The sequence below is a fragment of the Nocardia sp. NPDC050408 genome (assembly GCF_044458905.1).
Classification (GTDB): Bacteria; Actinomycetota; Actinomycetes; order Mycobacteriales; family Mycobacteriaceae; genus Nocardia.
The window spans coordinates 96,609-112,081 of sequence record NZ_JBITIL010000014.1; the positions used below are offsets into that span (position 1 = coordinate 96,609).

A 15,473-nucleotide genomic window follows, 5' to 3' on the forward strand; every position below is an offset into this window, starting at 1 on the left:
CTACTCCGGGGTTGATTCGGGTGGGCCGACCGCGAGCACCGCACGCACGGCGGCGCGAAGGTGGTCGCGGGCAATGGGTTTCGCGATTCGGTCGCGGCGCAGCAGGATGCCGGTCGGCAGGTCGACGACGCAGGTGGTGATCACATCGACCGCGGCGGCGTCACCGCGGCCCCACATGGCACGTGACAGGCGGATGAGCAGTCGCACCAGCGCGTCGTCGGTTCCGGCGAGTTCGGCAACGACCTGTTCGGGCAGTTCGTCGCCGAGCAGTTCGTCACGTGAGACGGTCAGCAGCAGTTTCGAGGAGTCCGGGTATCGCCGCGCGAACTCCACCGGCGTCTCGGCCGCGGCTACCACCGCCTCGAGCGCGCGTGGGGCGCCGGCGTTGGCGGCGAGATGTGCCTCTACCGACTCGGTCTGCATCCGCAGAAACCGCCCCGCCGCCCGTAACCAGCTGCGTCCGAGCAGTTCGGCACGCGAACCGAAGGTGTGATAGATCGCGCCGTTGGATACACCGGTCGCCGCCGCGACGGCCCGGATGGTGACCGCCGCGGGACCCGAGCGCACCGCCAGCGACTCCGCGGCATCGAGCACGGTGTCGGGGTCGTGGGTTCGCGGGCGAGGCATGCCACGACTATAACAGAGCAATTGCTCTGTTATAAATCTGCTTCGCATCAGCAAACCCGCTTCCGCTATGCCACTGCATGTTTCGCCCGGTCACGGGTACTTTCGCGGCGCGGCGACGCCGATGCGTGGACTTCGTTACGTTTCAGCGCGACGGCAATACGATGAGGTACTGTCTGGTCCTCCGCCTTGCCCGCACGAACAGAAACGGCGCTTGCGAAATGTCACGAGTGGTCACCAAGGAGCAGTACTTCGACACCGCTCTGGAGGTCTTGGCCGAACTCGGCTTCAAAGGCCTCAATATCGGCGTGCTGTGTCGCCGACTCGGTGTCACCAGCGGTTCGTTCTACCACCATTTCGGCAGCTGGCAGGGCTTCGTGGACACGCTGCTCGAGCATTGGGAGAACCGCCAGGTCGTCATCCTACGCACGCTGAAGTTCAACCAGGGCAATCCCGACGACGACATCCGCGCCATGTCCGATCTCGCCGCGGGCCTGCACCATGCCGCCGAGGCCGCGATCCGCGCCTGGGCCGCCAATGACGAATCGGTGAATCTGGCGCTCAAGCGGGTCGATGAATCGCGCCGCCGCACCGTGCACAAGGCGATCAAAGGCGTTGTGGGCGATGAGCAGACCACCGCGGTGGTCACCGCGCTCGGCATGTCGATGCTGATCGGCTACCAGCAGATCGCCGCGGGCGGGGAGGACATTTCACTGGACCAACTGCTGGCCCAGTACGCGCGGTTGATCTACTCCCACGCCCGCCGATCAGCCGAGTAGCTCGTCGACATAGCACCACCGCCACGCCTCGCCCGGCTCCACGCTGCGCATCACCGGATGTCCGGTGCTGCCATAGTGTTTGGTGGCGTGATTGCCCACCGAGGAGTCACAGCAGGCGATGTGCCCGCAGTCCAGGCACATTCGCAGATGCACCCAGGTGTATCCCTCGGCGATGCATTCCTTGCACTCGTCGGGTTCGGTGGGCTCACGCACCAGCGGCGCGGACTCCAAATGCGTGCAGCTATCGGCCGCCGCGGGGGCGGCGAGCGGTTCGACGCGCTCCTCTTCGGTTTCGTCGAAGCGGTCGATCATCGATTCCTCGAGATCGAGCCGCGACAGCACGTACTGCAGGATCTCATAGTCCGCGCCACCCGAATCCCGCACGCGCAGAACCGTTTCCCGTTCCGCACGCAACATTTCCAGCCGCAGCCGCCGATATTCGGCGGTCGGTGTCGCCAGTTCCGATTCCGATCGGCCGAGGCGTTCCCAGGCCGCGTTGGTCTTCCAGGTGACCCGATCGCGGAGTGTCTCGACGACACCCGGCGGCGTATCCGGGGTGATGTGCTTTTCCAGCTCGGCCAGTCCCGCCGCGGTCGCCTGCTGCAGCAGGTTCGCCTTCTGTAGCGCGTTTTCCGCACGACTCGGGCCGCGCACATGCAGCCACCGCACCACCCAGGGCAGTGAAGTCCCTTGCAGCAGTAGCGTTCCGGCGACCACGACGAGCGCGAGCAGTTTGAGCACCGGCAGCTGCGGGGTGTCGGCGGGCAGCAACAACACCGCTGCCAGAGTGACCACACCGCGCATGCCCGCCCACGACACCACCACCGGATGACTCACCGGCACATCGGCATTCGACAATCCGAGCTTGCGCGAGAGCAGCGCGACCGGGAAGACCCACAGCGGCCGCGACAGCATCGCCGCCACCATGACCGCCACCGCCGCCACAATCAGCGTGGAGTGGTCGAGGCCGCTGTCCCACGCGCCCTCGATGATCGCGCGCATCTGCAGCCCGATCATCAGGAACACAACGCTCTCGAGAATGAATTGGATGGTGCGCCAGTTGGTGCGTTCGGCAATCCGGGAGGCGGCGCTCTGCCACACCGGCGCACCGTGGCCGAGGACCATGCCGCAGGTCACCACCGCGATCACACCGGAGGCTTCGATACCCTCGGCGGGCAGATAGGCGACGAACGGCGCAAGGAACGACAGCGTGGTGTCCAGCACCGGATCGGTGATGCGCCGCCGCAGCATCGCCAGCAGATAGGCGACCACGATGCCCACCGCCGCACCACCGCCCGCGGCGAGCAGGAAGTCACCACCGGCCTTCCACACCGACACCGTGCCCGCAGCCGCGGCGATCGCGGTGCGCACCGTCACCAGCGCGGTGGCGTCGTTGAACATCGACTCGTCTTCGAGGATGGTGACGATCCGGCGCGGCATGCCGATGCGCCGCGCGATCCCGGTAGCGGCCACCGCATCGGTCGGCGCGACTACCGCGCCCAGGGCCACCGCCACCGCGAACGGCACCGGCAGCAGCCACCACACCACCCCCGCGACCGCGAACGTGCTGAACAGCACCAACCCCACCGACAGCAGTGCGATGGTGCGTGCGTTGGCCCGGAAGTCGACCAGGGAGGTGCGAATCGCGGAAGTGTAGAGCAGCGGCGGCAGGAAACCCAACAGGATGACCTCGGGATCCGGGTGGACCTGCGGAACATGCGGCAAATACGACGCGACCACTCCGGCCAGCGTCAATACCAGCGGTTCGGATATCCCGAACCGTCGCGCGAGCGCCGCGAGCGACGCCGCCGACGCGACTAGAACAACCAGGCCGATCGCGACATGCACTATGGCATTCTCGCAGAGCAAACATCCGGCTCGAAAAGACCATGCGGTACGTGACACGGACAGTGCGGTTCAGTTCCTCGGAATGCCTGTGGCGGTAGCGTTCGCGCGCAATAGTTGTCGGCACGAAGGAGGTAGACATGGAAGAGTTTGCGTCCTGGCGGGCGAGCGGTCGCCGCCACACCCACCGCGGCCATCAGATCTTCTGGCAGGACAGCACCGGCGACGGTGCCGGAAATCTGCTCTGCATCCACGGTTTCCCCACCGCGTCCTGGGACTGGCATGCCCTATGGCCGGGTCTGCGCGAGCGGTTCGCGCGCCTCATCGCCCCGGATATGATCGGCTTCGGTTGGTCGGCCAAACCCCGCAACTACGATTACCGGATCGCCGATCAGGCCGATCTCCACGAGAACCTGCTGCGTGAGCAGGGGATTTCCCGCACACACATCCTGGCCCACGACTACGGCGACACCGTCGCCCAGGAGTTGCTGGCACGCGACGCACAGCGCCGCGCCGACGGCGACGAATCCCTGGTGATCGAATCGGTATGCCTGCTCAACGGCGGACTGTTCCCCGAGACCCACCGCGCGCGTCCGGCGCAGAAGTTGCTGGCGAGTCCGCTGGGACCGCTGGTCGGGGTGCTGGGCACCGAGCGGGTCTTCCGCCGCAGCCTCGCGGGTGTCTTCGGTCCCACCACCCGCCCCAGTGCCCATGAGCTCGATCAGTACTGGATCCTGTGGTGCAGTAAGCACGGCAAGAGCAACGGGCACAAGCTGATTCGCTATATGGGCGAGCGCAAGGCCAACCGGCGGCGCTGGGTGGGCGCGCTGGTCGACACCCCGGTTCCGGTGCGGCTGATCGACGGTCTGCTCGACCCGGCATCGGGTGGGCATATGGTGCGCCGCTATCGCGAGCTGATTCCGGATCCGGATGTGGTCGAGTTGCCGAAGGTCGGGCACTATCCTCAGCTCGAAGCCCCCAGGGAGACCTTGGCCGCGGTATTGGATTTCCACACCAGCCGCGTGCGATAGACGGGCACCCCAGCGTTATGGGGTGTCCCATACTATGGCTACATGGCAGCGACACGCCGATCGAAGAAGGAGGCTCCGGAGCGCCCACGGCTGCGTGACGCGCGGCGGCGGATGATCGAGGGCACGATCGAATCCCTGCGCATCCACGGTGCGAGCGCCACGAGCGTGGACCGGGTGCTGGCCGATACCGGCGCGCCCCGCGGGTCGGTCTATCACCACTTTCCCGGCGGTCGCACCCAGTTGATCGCCGACGCGCTGAGCGCCGCCGGTGGTTCGATGTCGGAATTCATCGAAACGATCACCCGCGAGAACGATCCGGGGACCGCGCTGGATATGTTCGTCGCGCTCTGGCGACGAACCCTGCTCGACAGCGAGTACCGCGCGGGCTGCCCGATCTTCGCCGTCGCGGTTGAAACCAATGACGACGCACCGGAATTCGCCGCATCCGCCGCGGCGATCTTCGCCCGTTGGAATACCGCACTCACCGATCTGCTCATCAGTCAGGGTCTCGACGCGGTGCGTTCGCGTCGCATGGCCACGCTCACCGTCGCCGCCGTCGAGGGCGCGATCGCGCTGTGTCGCGTCGAGCGTGCCACCACACCGCTCGAGGACACCGTCCGCGAATTGCAAGCTCATCTCACGACCGTCATCGACGCCTCCAAGCAGTAGCGCGCCCGACACCCGATCGGCGAAGTGCGCTTCGGCCGGATTCGGCGGTCTCATTGGTGCGAAGAATGCCCGCTCAGGCCCGTTTTTCTCGCCATGTCATGGAACATCTCGACAGGGTGGGGCCTTGACATGCCGATTATGGTGGGGACCATAATCAGGGTCGAGTGCAGGTCCACCGCACCCACCAGGACCCGAGGAGACGCCGATGTCGCGAGCAGCCGAGCTCGACCTGCTTCGACGATCTCGACCGACTCGGCGATACACCGTTCCTGGCCGAGCCGAAGGCGTGGATCAACGGCACTCGCGTCGACCAGACCAGTTGATCCCGCGCATCCGTATTTCCACCGGCGGTTTCGCTTCCGTCCTCGATCAACGACAACTCACAGGAGCATCGATGAGTACCGCCGCACCACAAGACAGCCGAGTCGATCACAGTGCGCGGCCTGGACGCAATGATGCTGCGGCGCAACAGGAATGGCACAAGACCGCCTGCATACTATGTGAGAACAACTGCGGCCTGCTGATCCAACTCGACGGCCGCAGCTTCGCCAAGATCCGCGGCGACAAGGACCACGTCGCCTCGGCCGGATACACCTGCAACAAGGCGCTGCGTCTGGACCACTACCAGAACGGCGGTGCCCGCCTGACCACCCCGCTGCGCCGTGAAGCCGACGGCAGTCTCACCGAAATCGACTGGGATACCGCGATTTCCGAGATCGCCGCACGGCTCACCGAGGTCAAGAACACATACGGCGGCGACAAGATCTTCTTCTACGGCGGCGGGGGACAAGGCAACCACCTCGGCGGCGCCTACAGCGGCGCCTTGCGTCGGGCGCTGGGCAGCCGCTACCGCTCTACCGCGCTCGCCCAGGAGAAGACCGGCGAAGGCTGGGTCGACGCGCATCTGACCGGCGGACACACCACCGGCGATTTCGAACATGCCGAGGTTGCGGTATTTCTCGGCAAGAATCCCTGGCAGTCACACGGTGTGCCGCGCGCCCGCACCGTCCTGCAGCAGATCGCCAAGGATCCCGCGCGCACCATGATCGTGCTCGACCCGGTGCGCACCGAAACCGCCGATCTCGCCGATATCCATCTACAGGTCCGTCCCGGTACCGACGCGTGGTGTCTGGCCGCGATGCTCGCGGTGCTGGTGCGCGATGATCTGCTCGATCACGCATTCCTCACCGAACACGCCGACCAAATCGACGCCGTCACCGCCGTGTTGCGCGAAATCGATATCGCGTCCTATGCCGAAATCTGCGGTGTGCCAGTGGAATTGCTGCGCACCGCCGCCCACCGGATCGGCACCGCGAGCAGTGTCGCCACCTACGAGGACCTGGGCGTCCAGCAGAGCCCCAACAGCACCCTGATCTCCTACCTGAACAAGCTGCTCTGGCTGCTCACCGGAAACTTCGCCAAACCCGGTGCCATGCAACCACATTCGTGGATGGTGCCGTTGGCGGGATACAGCCGCGACATCAAACGCAGCCCGGTGACCGCCGCACCGATTCTCGGCGGCATGGTGCCGTGCAATTCGATCGCCGAGGAGATTCTCACCGATCACCCCGACCGGTTCCGGGCAATGATCATCGAGTCCGCGAATCCCGCCCACTCACTCGCCGAATCGGCGGCCTTCCGTGCCGCACTGCACGCACTCGATCTGGTGGTGGTCATCGATGTCGCGCTCACCGAAACCGCACGTCACGCCGACTATGTGCTGCCCGCGGCCAGCCAGTTCGAGAAGTGGGAGGCCACCTTCTTCAATCTGGAGTTCCCGCACAACACCTTTCATCTGCGCGCGCCGGTGCTCGACCCGCTACCCGGCACATTGCCCGAACCCGAGATCTACGCGCGCCTGATTCGCGAACTCGGAGTCGTCGGGCGTGCCGAGCTGGCGGTACTGCGGACCGCCGCGAAACTGGGCCGCCGACCCCACGCGTTGGCCTTCGCCGCACTGTTGACCATGGACAAGAATATCGGCGGCCTCGCCCCCTACCTGCTCTATGAAACCCTCGGCCCGACCCTGCCCGATGGCGCGCGTTCGGCCGCCGTGCTGTGGGCGCTCGCGCAGCGCGTCGCGAAGGTGCATCCGGCCGCTATGCGTCGCGCGGGGCATCGGAATGCCGATGCGCTGTTCGATGCCATCCTGGCGGGCCGCTCGGGCGTCACCTTCACCGTCGACGACTATCCGGACGCCTGGGACTATGTGCCACACTCGACAATCCCGTTGGCGATCCCGGAATTGTTGCACGCGCTGCGCGAACTCCCGACCACACCCGCCACGCACACCAGCCCCGAATTCCCCTTCGTCCTGTCGGCCGGGGAGCGGCGTTCCTTTACTGCCAACACGATCTTCCGCGACAACAGCTGGCGTCGCCGTGATCCGGAGGGCGCGTTGCGGCTCAGCCCCGACGATGCCACCGTGCTCGGTCTCACCACCGGGGACCGTGCCCGCATCACCACCCGGCGGGGCAGTGCCATCGCCGCGGTCGAAATCAACGATCGCATGCGGGCCGGGCACGCATCTCTGCCGAACGGGTTGGGCCTCGACCTGCCAGATGGCACCCGCACCGGTGTGGCCGCGAATGAGCTCACCGATGCGAGCTGGCGTGATGCGATTGCCGGAACGCCCTGGCACAAGCATGTTCCTGCCCGTATCGAACCGCTGCGCGAGGTGTAGCTGTTCGCCAGGTGTGTGAGCAACCGAACTTCGGGACGCTCCAGTGTTTTTCGCGCACCTGGCGACACCGTACAGTCGGCCCATGGTTTTCCGGCTCGAGCTGCAACCTGCCCAACCCCTGCACCTGACACCCGACTGCGTGGTATATACCGGAACGGTGCGACTATTCGTCACCGGCACGCTCATCCACGCCTCCGCAGCCCCCGCCGAACCGTTCGGCTTCTTTCTCCCGAACACTCGCCCCCTGCCCGAGGACGCACCCGAACCCTGTCTATGGGCGGAGATGCATCTGATGACCGCCACTGCCACCGCGGCATCCGGAAACTTTCCCTTCGGTATCACCAACACCCACGCCGCCTACGTCCCCGACCCGCGCGCCGGTCTGCACCGCTGGCTCCACCTCACCGCGGCCGCCCACCCCGCCAGAGAACTCCGCCTCGGCTACCGCGTCACCGTCCAAACGCCCTGATCTCGTCTGGATGGCGTCCGCCGAGGTGCGACCTCCGCCGCGCGCTCCGGCTCAACAGTCAACCTCTGCCACACAGTGGTGAACGCGCCAGGTGACCTGCGCACTCTACGGAGTCGGTGCAGCCTCGCGATCGGCATCCGATGCTGTCGGCGCGGTGACCGCAGGACCGACCGTCACCCATGTGTTGTTGACCGCCGCGTTCCCGGAGAACGTATCGGTGAGCGACGGATCGTGCAGCAGGTTGACATTCGCCCCCGGCAGGGAGGCGGCGACTTGCCAGCCGACACCCGGTTCGCGGTGCCCCCAGCCGTGCGGGATGGCAATGGTGCCGCGGCGGATGTCGTCGCTGACCTCCAGGGTGACCACGATCGAGCCGGTGCGGGAGGTGACCGTGACGGGGGTGGCGTCGATGAGGGCGCGTTCGGCGGCGTCGGCGGGATGCATGAGCGCGGTGCAGCGGTCGCGGCCCTTGACCATGGACGCGACATTGTGCAGCCAGGAGTTGTTGCTGCGCAGGTGGCGGCGGCCGATGAGTTTGAGGTCGTAGTCGTCGGTGGGAGCGGTCAGCGCGTTGCCGTGGCGCGCGTCGTCGAGTAATTCCTGTGCGGCCGTGACGAAATCGTCGGGCGCGAGGTGTACTCTGCGATCCTTAGTGCCGATCAATGCGCGCAATCGCGGCTGCAGCGGACCGAGATCGATACCTCCGGCCGCGGCGCGCACCTTCGCCACGGACAAGCCCTCGCGGCCACGCCGCAGTACCCCGTACGGACCCGCTGCCACTGCGAGGGTCGTCAACCGCATCGGACTGAACTGCGCCAGCAGCGCATTGACTGCCCGCGTGGTGAATCGGCGCGCGGGCAGCGGCACCACCTCGGTGATCAACCGCGCCAGGATCTGCCAATCCTCGAGTCCGTCGGCCGGAGGTTCGAAAACGCGGGCGTCGTAGCGCAGATTGTTCCGCACACTGAATACCGGGAACAGAATATTCACATCCTCGCGCTCGAGCGGGGAGATCGGCGGCAGGATGATATCCGCGTGCCGAGTCGTCTCGGTCACGTACATATCCACCGCCACATAGAAATCCAACGAGTCCAGCGCGGGGTCGAGTTTCCCGCGCTGCGGTGTCGACAACACCGGATTACCGGCGTAGGTGATCATCGCGCGGATCTGCCCCGCGCCCTCGGTGAGGATCTCATCGGCCAGCACAGCGACCGGCAGCTCCGAGCGGAATGATTTGTAGGTGCCGGAGCGGTCGGTCCAGGCCCCGTGCCCCACGGGCAGATATTTCCCGAACCGCGGCGCATCGATCGGCGGCGTCGCGAACATCTGCCCGCCGGGCCGATCCAAATTCCCGGTCACCGCGTTGATGGTGTTGACCAGCCAATGCGTCAGCGTGCCGGTCACCTGGTGGCATATCCCGATCCGGGCATACAGCAATGCCGAATCCGCCGCCGCATGTTCGCGCGCCAGCCGCCGAATCGTCTCGGCATCGACACCCGTGAGCGGTTCGGCGAGTTCCGGTGTGACCTCGGCGACCAGTGCCCGCAACTCCTCCCAGCCGGTGCACTGCGCGCGAATCCGGCTTTCATCACACAGGTTTTCGCTGACCAGCACCTGCAACATGGCCAACAGCAGATACACATCACCACCGGGTGCGATGGCTACATGTTCGTCGGCCAGCCGCGCGGTCTCGGTGCGCCGTGGATCGATCACGACCACTTTGCCGCGCTTGCGCACGTCTCGAATGCGCTGCTTCGCATTGGGCATGGTGGTCACCGAACCGTTCGACACCGCCGGATTGGCTCCCATGATCACCAGCCGATCCGTGCGATCGATATCGGCCACGGGCATCAACACATTCGATCCGAACATCCGCCACGCCACGAACTCCTGCGGAAACTGGTCGATCGAGGACGCCGAGAAGAAGTTCCGCGTCATCAGCACCGTACGCAGCAGCGCGCCATAGATCACCGACGAACTGTGCGCGGCCGGATTCCCCAGGTACATTCCGATCGCGCTGGCCCCGTGCTCGCGACGCACCTGCCGCAACCGCAGCCCGATCTCCCGAAACGCCTCATCCCACCCGATCGGCTCGAAACGGTCACCGACCCGCCGCACCGGCGTGCGCAATCGATCCGGATCATGGTGCAGCCCACCCATCGCCGTCGCCTTCGGGCAGATATATCCGTGCGAGAGCACATCGTCGGGATTGCCCTCGATCCGCGTGACCTGATCATCCTCGACGGTCACCAGAATCCCGCAGTGCGCCTCACACAACGTGCATTGCCGAGCGACGGTGGTAGCACCCATCCCGTGTTCCTCCACACCATTGAGAGAGTTACCGTCTCATCGTAGCGGCGCCACCGTGTCGGGTACACCGTTCCGATCCAGCCCCGGCCCCGGGATTCGCCCGTGCGCGGGATCGGTTGCCGTACCGTCGATCACGACCCGCCGGGCCGCGACGCCGAACGGTAGCGATCGGAAACTTCGGAAGTTGTTATACGCGAGCGGATTTCGTGCCGCGATCGGTCCGCGGACCGAGATCTGCGCCTCGCTCTGGACCAGCGACGTTGCGACTGCCGGCATTTCGGGTGCGCTCCTCGCGCGAAATCCGGCAATGCCCCTGCCGCGACATACTGGTCATCGGTGCATATATCCCAGTGTGTATGACGCATCGTCCAGTCGTGGAGCGATCGATTCCCCGCCCAGTGCCTGCCGCAATATGGCTTGTTCGTCCTGGATGACGTGCATTACCGCGTTGATCAGGGCCAGGTGGGTGAACGCCTGGGGAAAGTTGCCCCAGTGGCGGCCCGTAAGAGGATCGATCTCCTCGGCGTAGAGGCCAAGGGGGCTGGCGTAGGCGAGCAGTTTCTCGCACAACTGTTTGGCTCGTGTCTTCTCGCCGATCTCCGACAGCGCCGAGACCAGCCAGAACGAGCAGATCGTGAAAGCACCTTCCTCCCCTGCGCAGCCGTCGTCGGTTTCACTGACGCGGTACCGCAATACGAGACCGTCTTCGGTCAGTTCGTCGGCGATCGCCAACACCGTGTTGCGCACCCGCTCGTCATCGGCAGGCAGGAACCGAACCAGCGGGATGAGCAGTGTCGACGCATCCAGCGCCGTGCTGCCGTAATACTGGGTGAATACCTGCCGAGAATCGACCGCATGAGCGCATATATCGGCGCGGATTTCGTCCGCGGCCTGTTGCCAGCGATGCGCGCGTCCGAAGTCCTGTTGGATGCGGGCCAGCCGGGCGCCGCGATCGGCGGCAACCCAACACATCACCTTGCTGGAGGTGAAATGTCGAGGCGCCCCGCGAACTTCCCAGATGCCGTGGTCGGGCTCGCGCCAGTAGGTGAGGGCGCTTTTGACCGCCCGGCCCAGCACCGGCCAAGCTCGTGCGTCGATCAGGTCCTGATTACGTGCGTAGAGATAGACCGCGTCCATCGCAGCGCCCCACACATCGTGCTGGCGTTGCCGGTACGCGTCGTTGCCGATGCGCACCGGCCCGGCATTCTCGTAGCCGCGCAGATGGGTGAGGGTCTGCTCGGTGAGGTCGCTTTCGCCACCAATGCCGTAGACGATCTGCATATCCCGGACGTCTTCGGTCAAGCTGATGATGTAAGAGAAGAAGTCGTTCGCCTCCCAGCTGAAGCCCAGTGTGTACAGGCCCCACAACGCGAAAGCGGAGTCGCGTATCCACGAGTAGCGATAGTCCCAATTGCGCTGTCCGCCCGGGGTTTCGGGTAACGATGTGGTGGCGGCGGCGCTGATAGCGCCGGTGGGGGCGAAGGTCAGCCCCTTGAGGGTCAGCGCGCTGCGAGTGAGCTGGGCAGCCCACGGATGATCCGGAAACCGCCCGCCGGCAAGCCAGTGCCGCCAATGGTGGATTGTCCGCAGCAGCCGTTCATCGGCCTCCTCGACGGCGCGGGGCGCGTCGCGACTACCCCAGGAGAGCGCGCAAAACCGGGTGTCGCCCGCCTTCAGCAGAGTGCGGGCCAGCGCGTGCGTACCTTCCAGTCCCAAACGCAGGTCGGTGCTCAGCGTCAACTGCAGATCGATCCCGTCCGCGCTGGCCTGCGCAATGTGGTAACTATCGAGGTACTCCCAATGAGCGCGATGTCTGCCGTAGTCGAAGGACGGCTGGCAGTCGAGCACGAAGTGGATTTGCCCGGTCTCACAGTGCACCGTCCGCAGCAGAATGTGCTCGGCGTCGTAGTCGGTGGGAGTTCGAATATGGGCGCTGCGGCCCGGTGTCTGGTGTCGCCAGGGCCCGACCAGCAGCACATCGCGGACGGTCGCCCACCCTTCACCACTGCGCCAAATCGTCTCCATGACCATCGTGCCCGGGATGTAGCGGCGATCGGTGGGCACCATGAAGTCGGCGGGGGCGAACCGAAACGAACCGGCGGAACGATCCAGTACCGCCGCGAAGACACTGGGGGAGTCCATGCGAGGTAGACACATCCATTCGACGGCTCCGCTAGGGGCGATGAGCGCGGTGACCTCGCAGTCTGAGATGAAACCGTAATCGTCGATGCGCGGGAACGCTGTGAGCTGCGGCGTGCGTTCGATGTCCTCGTCCATGTGTCGCTCCATCATCTCGGCGCTGAATGTGGCCGGCTACTCCATGCGCTTGCTGGTGCACCGCCTTTCTTCTCGACCGGACTGCGAGCGGGATCGGGAACGTGAGCGTTAGGGCGTTTCCAAATAGCCCACCACCTCGTCGGTCGTATCGGCAAGCCCGGAATTTGCCGCGACGGCGTCGGGACACCCCGCAGCCCTGCCGATCGCATGCGTCGGGCAACTCTTTTCCGGTGCCGACGGTGAGCTCCCCGACCGGTGTGTCCGGGGGGAGCATGTACAGGAGCGGTCGGCCCTCGGCGCCGTTACGCCAATACCCGCTTTCGGGCCGCCAGAGGCAGCGGCGGAATAAGTTTCGTCCAGAATTCGTGGCGGACCGCATCCCACAGCCGCGCCAGTTCCGGAAAGAGTTCTCGCGCATGCACGAGATCCGGGTAGTTGCTGTGGCTGAAGGACGCTACCCGCGAGGCGTCGGATGCGTTGTCCACGGCGACAATCGCGATCAGATGATGCTGAACCAAGCGCCACGTCACACAGAATCCGTCGACTTCGGTTCGGTGAAGATCGTTATCCATCTTCGATCCCCTGACATCGCCCGCGTACATCGCGCATTTGGCGACCATTGTCAACCGCCCGCTGTTGGCTATGCGCTGCCGTCTCGGCCGACAACTCAGAACGGCCGCACCACCGGAGGTGCTCCATAGGCAGAGTCGGATTCTCGGACATGAGGTATTCCCGCTTCGATCGTGACGCCGACGCGTCAAGGTGTCGGGGTGTTCACTCCTTGAACATAAGACATTAGATTTCATAGTTCAAGAGTTTCGTCGGTAAAGGTATCAGTTGAGCCCTCGCCGCCAACAGCTCGTACCGCGGCACTGACAGTTCGACCAGAGACAGCGGCGACTGGTCGGATGGATTGCCGAAGCGGACCTACAGCAGCCATGCGGGCCGCGAAAAACACGCCCACGCTCCGATGGGCGGCCCCGATCCGAGAGTCGCGCGATCCGGTCAAACGGGTGCGACGAGTGAGCCAGGGGAACCGGGGTGTGGAATAGAACCAAGTTACCTCTAACTTCATAGTTCATAGTTCAAGTGTTAGTTAGCTAGAATCCTGTTACGTCCTGCCACCCCGAGGAGTCGTGTTGCCCCAGCAGAAGAGGGTCGGATTGACCGCGCTCGGCGCCGTGCTGTCACCGCTCGAGGGCGGCGGTCCGAAAACCGAGGCCGTGGTGCAGCGGCTGTCTGCCGCGATCAGCCTCGGTGTGATGGTCGACGGCCAGCAGTTGCCGAGTGAGACCGATCTCGCCAACCAGTTGGGTGTATCGACAATGACGCTGCGGGAGGCACTCGTCGTTCTTCGGCAGCAGGGCATCGTCCACACCAAGCGCGGCCGCGGGGGTGGCAGCTTCATCAGCGCCTCGGCGGAGGTCTTCGAGAACACCTCGCTGGCGCGGTTGCAACAGATGAGCATCCAGGAACTGCGCGATCTGGGAGACGAGCACTTCGCCGTCACCGGAGCAGTCGCTGTGTTCGCCGCGCGCCGCGGGTTGCAGGCCGATATAGTCCGGCTCCGCGCCTTGGCCGACCGGCTGTTGGACAGCACCGATCTCGTCTCGGCACGCCGGGCCGATAGCCGCTTTCATATCGAGATGGCGGTGTGCGCGCAGTCCACCCGGCTGACCCGCGCCGAGGTCGGTCTACAGGCCGAGCTCTCCGCCCTGCTCTGGCTGCCGCGGCTGAAACTGGAACCGGCGGCCGAGGCGACCGCCCATCGTCACCTGGTGGACGCGATCGAACGAGAAGACGATGCCCGGGCGCGAGAACTGGCAGAATCGCATACCGAATCACGCATCCGCCGCCTCGTCGCCTTACGCTTGGAGCTCAGTGATAGATGAGGGATACCGATAGCTTTCCGGCCCCTGCGACCATCGAGTCGCTCGCTGATTCCGTCGCAAAACTGGCCGACGAGATATACCTGTCGCTGACAGCCATCGGGACCGCGCTGACAACCCTGTGGGATGGTCTCACCGAGATGCCGCGATCCGCTCCCCGGTCGACCGATCTGGCGCCGTTGCGCGAGACCATTATCGGCGAACTCGAGCGGCACGGAAAGCTGTTCGCCGGAGCAGGTGTAGTGATGGCCGACGGTGTCCTCACCGATCGCCCCCGGCACCTGGACTGGTGGCTTCCGGACGCGCAACGCCTGCTGCTGGAATTGAATCCCGATAGTGAATACTTCTACGACTACACCAAGATGGACTGGTTCACGGTGCCGCGCGAGCAGGGTCGGCGATGGGTACAGGGGCCGCACCTCGACTACGCGTGTACCGATGAGTACGTGTGCACATTCTCGATACCGGTCACGAGCACATCGGGAACTTTCCTCGGAATCGCCGGTGCCGACGTGCCGGTCGCCGCGATCGAGGAGGCCTTGCTCCCGCGATTCCAGGCATTCGGTCAGCGGGTAGTGCTGGTCAATAGCGAAGGCCGCGTCATTATGGGGACCGATCCAGAATTCACGACCGGTTCCAAGACGAGCCGGATGGACAGATCTGCTGCGACAGTTCCGGTCGAGGCGATGCCTTGGTCGTTGTATCCGCTGGGATCCACGACATCCCACTGAGCCTTTCCGGACCGGGGACCGCACTGTCGACCAGACAGGGTGGAATACCGCGTCTCATCAACGGCGCGGAGATCGTTTGCAGGGAAGGCCGGGTCGGGTAGCCAACAGCCAGACCGCACCCTCCTGCACACCGACCTGTGCAACGGCAACCTCATCATGCCTCGCA

General features: G+C 65.1%; 13 protein-coding genes. 7 read left to right on the forward strand and 6 right to left on the reverse strand.

The annotated features are described in order from the left end of the window. A complete protein-coding gene (locus tag ACIBJI_RS30845) occupies positions 1–627 on the reverse strand; it encodes a helix-turn-helix domain-containing protein (RefSeq protein ID WP_364348172.1) in 627 nt (208 codons plus the stop codon). A gap of 218 nt (positions 628–845) precedes the next feature. On the opposite strand from ACIBJI_RS30845, the gene ACIBJI_RS30850 reads away from it, so the two are divergent. Continuing rightward, entirely contained in the window at positions 846–1,403 is a 558-nt protein-coding gene (locus ACIBJI_RS30850) for a TetR/AcrR family transcriptional regulator (protein WP_364348169.1), read from the forward strand. On the opposite strand, the gene ACIBJI_RS30855 is transcribed toward ACIBJI_RS30850, so the two are convergent. Continuing rightward, positions 1,392–3,251 carry a Na+/H+ antiporter gene (locus ACIBJI_RS30855; protein ID WP_364348166.1) on the reverse strand — a complete coding sequence of 620 codons (1,860 nt, stop codon included), beginning with the start codon at positions 3,249–3,251 and terminating at the stop codon, positions 1,392–1,394. The two genes, ACIBJI_RS30850 and ACIBJI_RS30855, sit on opposite strands and share 12 nt — an antisense overlap. A 137-nt stretch (positions 3,252–3,388) precedes the next feature. On the opposite strand from ACIBJI_RS30855, the gene ACIBJI_RS30860 reads away from it, so the two are divergent. From ACIBJI_RS30860 to ACIBJI_RS30875, 4 genes are all read left to right on the forward strand, one after another. Continuing rightward, positions 3,389–4,279, forward strand: coding sequence for an alpha/beta hydrolase (locus ACIBJI_RS30860; RefSeq protein ID WP_364348163.1), 891 nt, complete (start codon positions 3,389–3,391; stop codon positions 4,277–4,279). Between the two features lie 42 nt (positions 4,280–4,321). Continuing rightward, entirely contained in the window at positions 4,322–4,948 is a 627-nt protein-coding gene (locus ACIBJI_RS30865) for a TetR/AcrR family transcriptional regulator (RefSeq protein ID WP_397086910.1), read from the forward strand. A 394-nt stretch (positions 4,949–5,342) separates the two neighbouring features. Further along, on the forward strand, positions 5,343–7,631 hold the full coding sequence (locus tag ACIBJI_RS30870) for a molybdopterin-dependent oxidoreductase (RefSeq protein WP_396955579.1): 2,289 nt from the start codon (positions 5,343–5,345) through the stop codon (positions 7,629–7,631). An 82-nt stretch (positions 7,632–7,713) separates the two neighbouring features. Further along, complete coding sequence (locus tag ACIBJI_RS30875; RefSeq protein WP_364348154.1) at positions 7,714–8,100, forward strand: hypothetical protein; 387 nt, start codon at positions 7,714–7,716, stop codon at positions 8,098–8,100. A 105-nt stretch (positions 8,101–8,205) separates the two neighbouring features. On the opposite strand, the gene ACIBJI_RS30880 is transcribed toward ACIBJI_RS30875, so the two are convergent. The 4 genes from ACIBJI_RS30880 to ACIBJI_RS30895 all read right to left on the reverse strand — a co-directional run bounded on the left by ACIBJI_RS30880 (position 8,206) and on the right by ACIBJI_RS30895 (position 13,259). Beyond that, positions 8,206–10,410, reverse strand: a complete 2,205-nt coding sequence (locus ACIBJI_RS30880; protein WP_397086912.1) for a molybdopterin oxidoreductase family protein — start codon at positions 10,408–10,410, stop codon at positions 8,206–8,208. A 36-nt stretch (positions 10,411–10,446) separates the two neighbouring features. Beyond that, positions 10,447–10,686 carry a hypothetical protein gene (locus ACIBJI_RS30885; protein ID WP_364348148.1) on the reverse strand — a complete coding sequence of 80 codons (240 nt, stop codon included), beginning with the start codon at positions 10,684–10,686 and terminating at the stop codon, positions 10,447–10,449. Positions 10,687–10,740: 54 nt separating this feature from the next. Continuing rightward, entirely contained in the window at positions 10,741–12,687 is a 1,947-nt protein-coding gene (locus tag ACIBJI_RS30890; protein WP_364348145.1) for a glycoside hydrolase family 15 protein, read from the reverse strand. A gap of 302 nt (positions 12,688–12,989) precedes the next feature. After that, the gene (locus ACIBJI_RS30895) at positions 12,990–13,259 is read right to left on the reverse strand and encodes a hypothetical protein (RefSeq protein WP_364348142.1); all 270 of its coding nucleotides are present in this window, start codon (positions 13,257–13,259) and stop codon (positions 12,990–12,992) included. Between the two features lie 567 nt (positions 13,260–13,826). On the opposite strand from ACIBJI_RS30895, the gene ACIBJI_RS30900 reads away from it, so the two are divergent. Both ACIBJI_RS30900 and ACIBJI_RS30905 read left to right on the forward strand, forming a co-directional pair. Next, positions 13,827–14,579, forward strand: a complete 753-nt coding sequence (locus tag ACIBJI_RS30900; protein ID WP_396955577.1) for a FadR/GntR family transcriptional regulator — start codon at positions 13,827–13,829, stop codon at positions 14,577–14,579. Continuing rightward, the gene (locus tag ACIBJI_RS30905) at positions 14,576–15,307 is read left to right on the forward strand and encodes a cache domain-containing protein (protein ID WP_397086914.1); all 732 of its coding nucleotides are present in this window, start codon (positions 14,576–14,578) and stop codon (positions 15,305–15,307) included. The genes ACIBJI_RS30900 and ACIBJI_RS30905 overlap by 4 nt, the downstream gene beginning before the upstream one ends. Positions 15,308–15,473: the final 166 nt, after the last annotated feature.

Excerpts from the sequence above, each read along its gene's own strand:
- ACIBJI_RS30845 (WP_364348172.1), bottom strand. The coding sequence starts at position 627 with ATGCCTCGCCCGCGAACCCACGACCCCGACACCGTGCTCGATGCCGCG.
- ACIBJI_RS30850 (WP_364348169.1), top strand. The coding sequence starts at position 846 with ATGTCACGAGTGGTCACCAAGGAGCAGTACTTCGACACCGCTCTGGAG.
- ACIBJI_RS30860 (WP_364348163.1), top strand. The coding sequence starts at position 3,389 with ATGGAAGAGTTTGCGTCCTGGCGGGCGAGCGGTCGCCGCCACACCCAC.
- ACIBJI_RS30865 (WP_397086910.1), top strand. The coding sequence starts at position 4,322 with ATGGCAGCGACACGCCGATCGAAGAAGGAGGCTCCGGAGCGCCCACGG.
- ACIBJI_RS30870 (WP_396955579.1), top strand. The coding sequence starts at position 5,343 with ATGAGTACCGCCGCACCACAAGACAGCCGAGTCGATCACAGTGCGCGG.
- ACIBJI_RS30875 (WP_364348154.1), top strand. The coding sequence starts at position 7,714 with ATGGTTTTCCGGCTCGAGCTGCAACCTGCCCAACCCCTGCACCTGACA.
- ACIBJI_RS30880 (WP_397086912.1), bottom strand. The coding sequence starts at position 10,410 with ATGGGTGCTACCACCGTCGCTCGGCAATGCACGTTGTGTGAGGCGCAC.
- ACIBJI_RS30885 (WP_364348148.1), bottom strand. The coding sequence starts at position 10,686 with ATGCCGGCAGTCGCAACGTCGCTGGTCCAGAGCGAGGCGCAGATCTCG.
- ACIBJI_RS30890 (WP_364348145.1), bottom strand. The coding sequence starts at position 12,687 with ATGGACGAGGACATCGAACGCACGCCGCAGCTCACAGCGTTCCCGCGC.
- ACIBJI_RS30895 (WP_364348142.1), bottom strand. The coding sequence starts at position 13,259 with ATGGATAACGATCTTCACCGAACCGAAGTCGACGGATTCTGTGTGACG.
- ACIBJI_RS30905 (WP_397086914.1), top strand. The coding sequence starts at position 14,576 with ATGAGGGATACCGATAGCTTTCCGGCCCCTGCGACCATCGAGTCGCTC.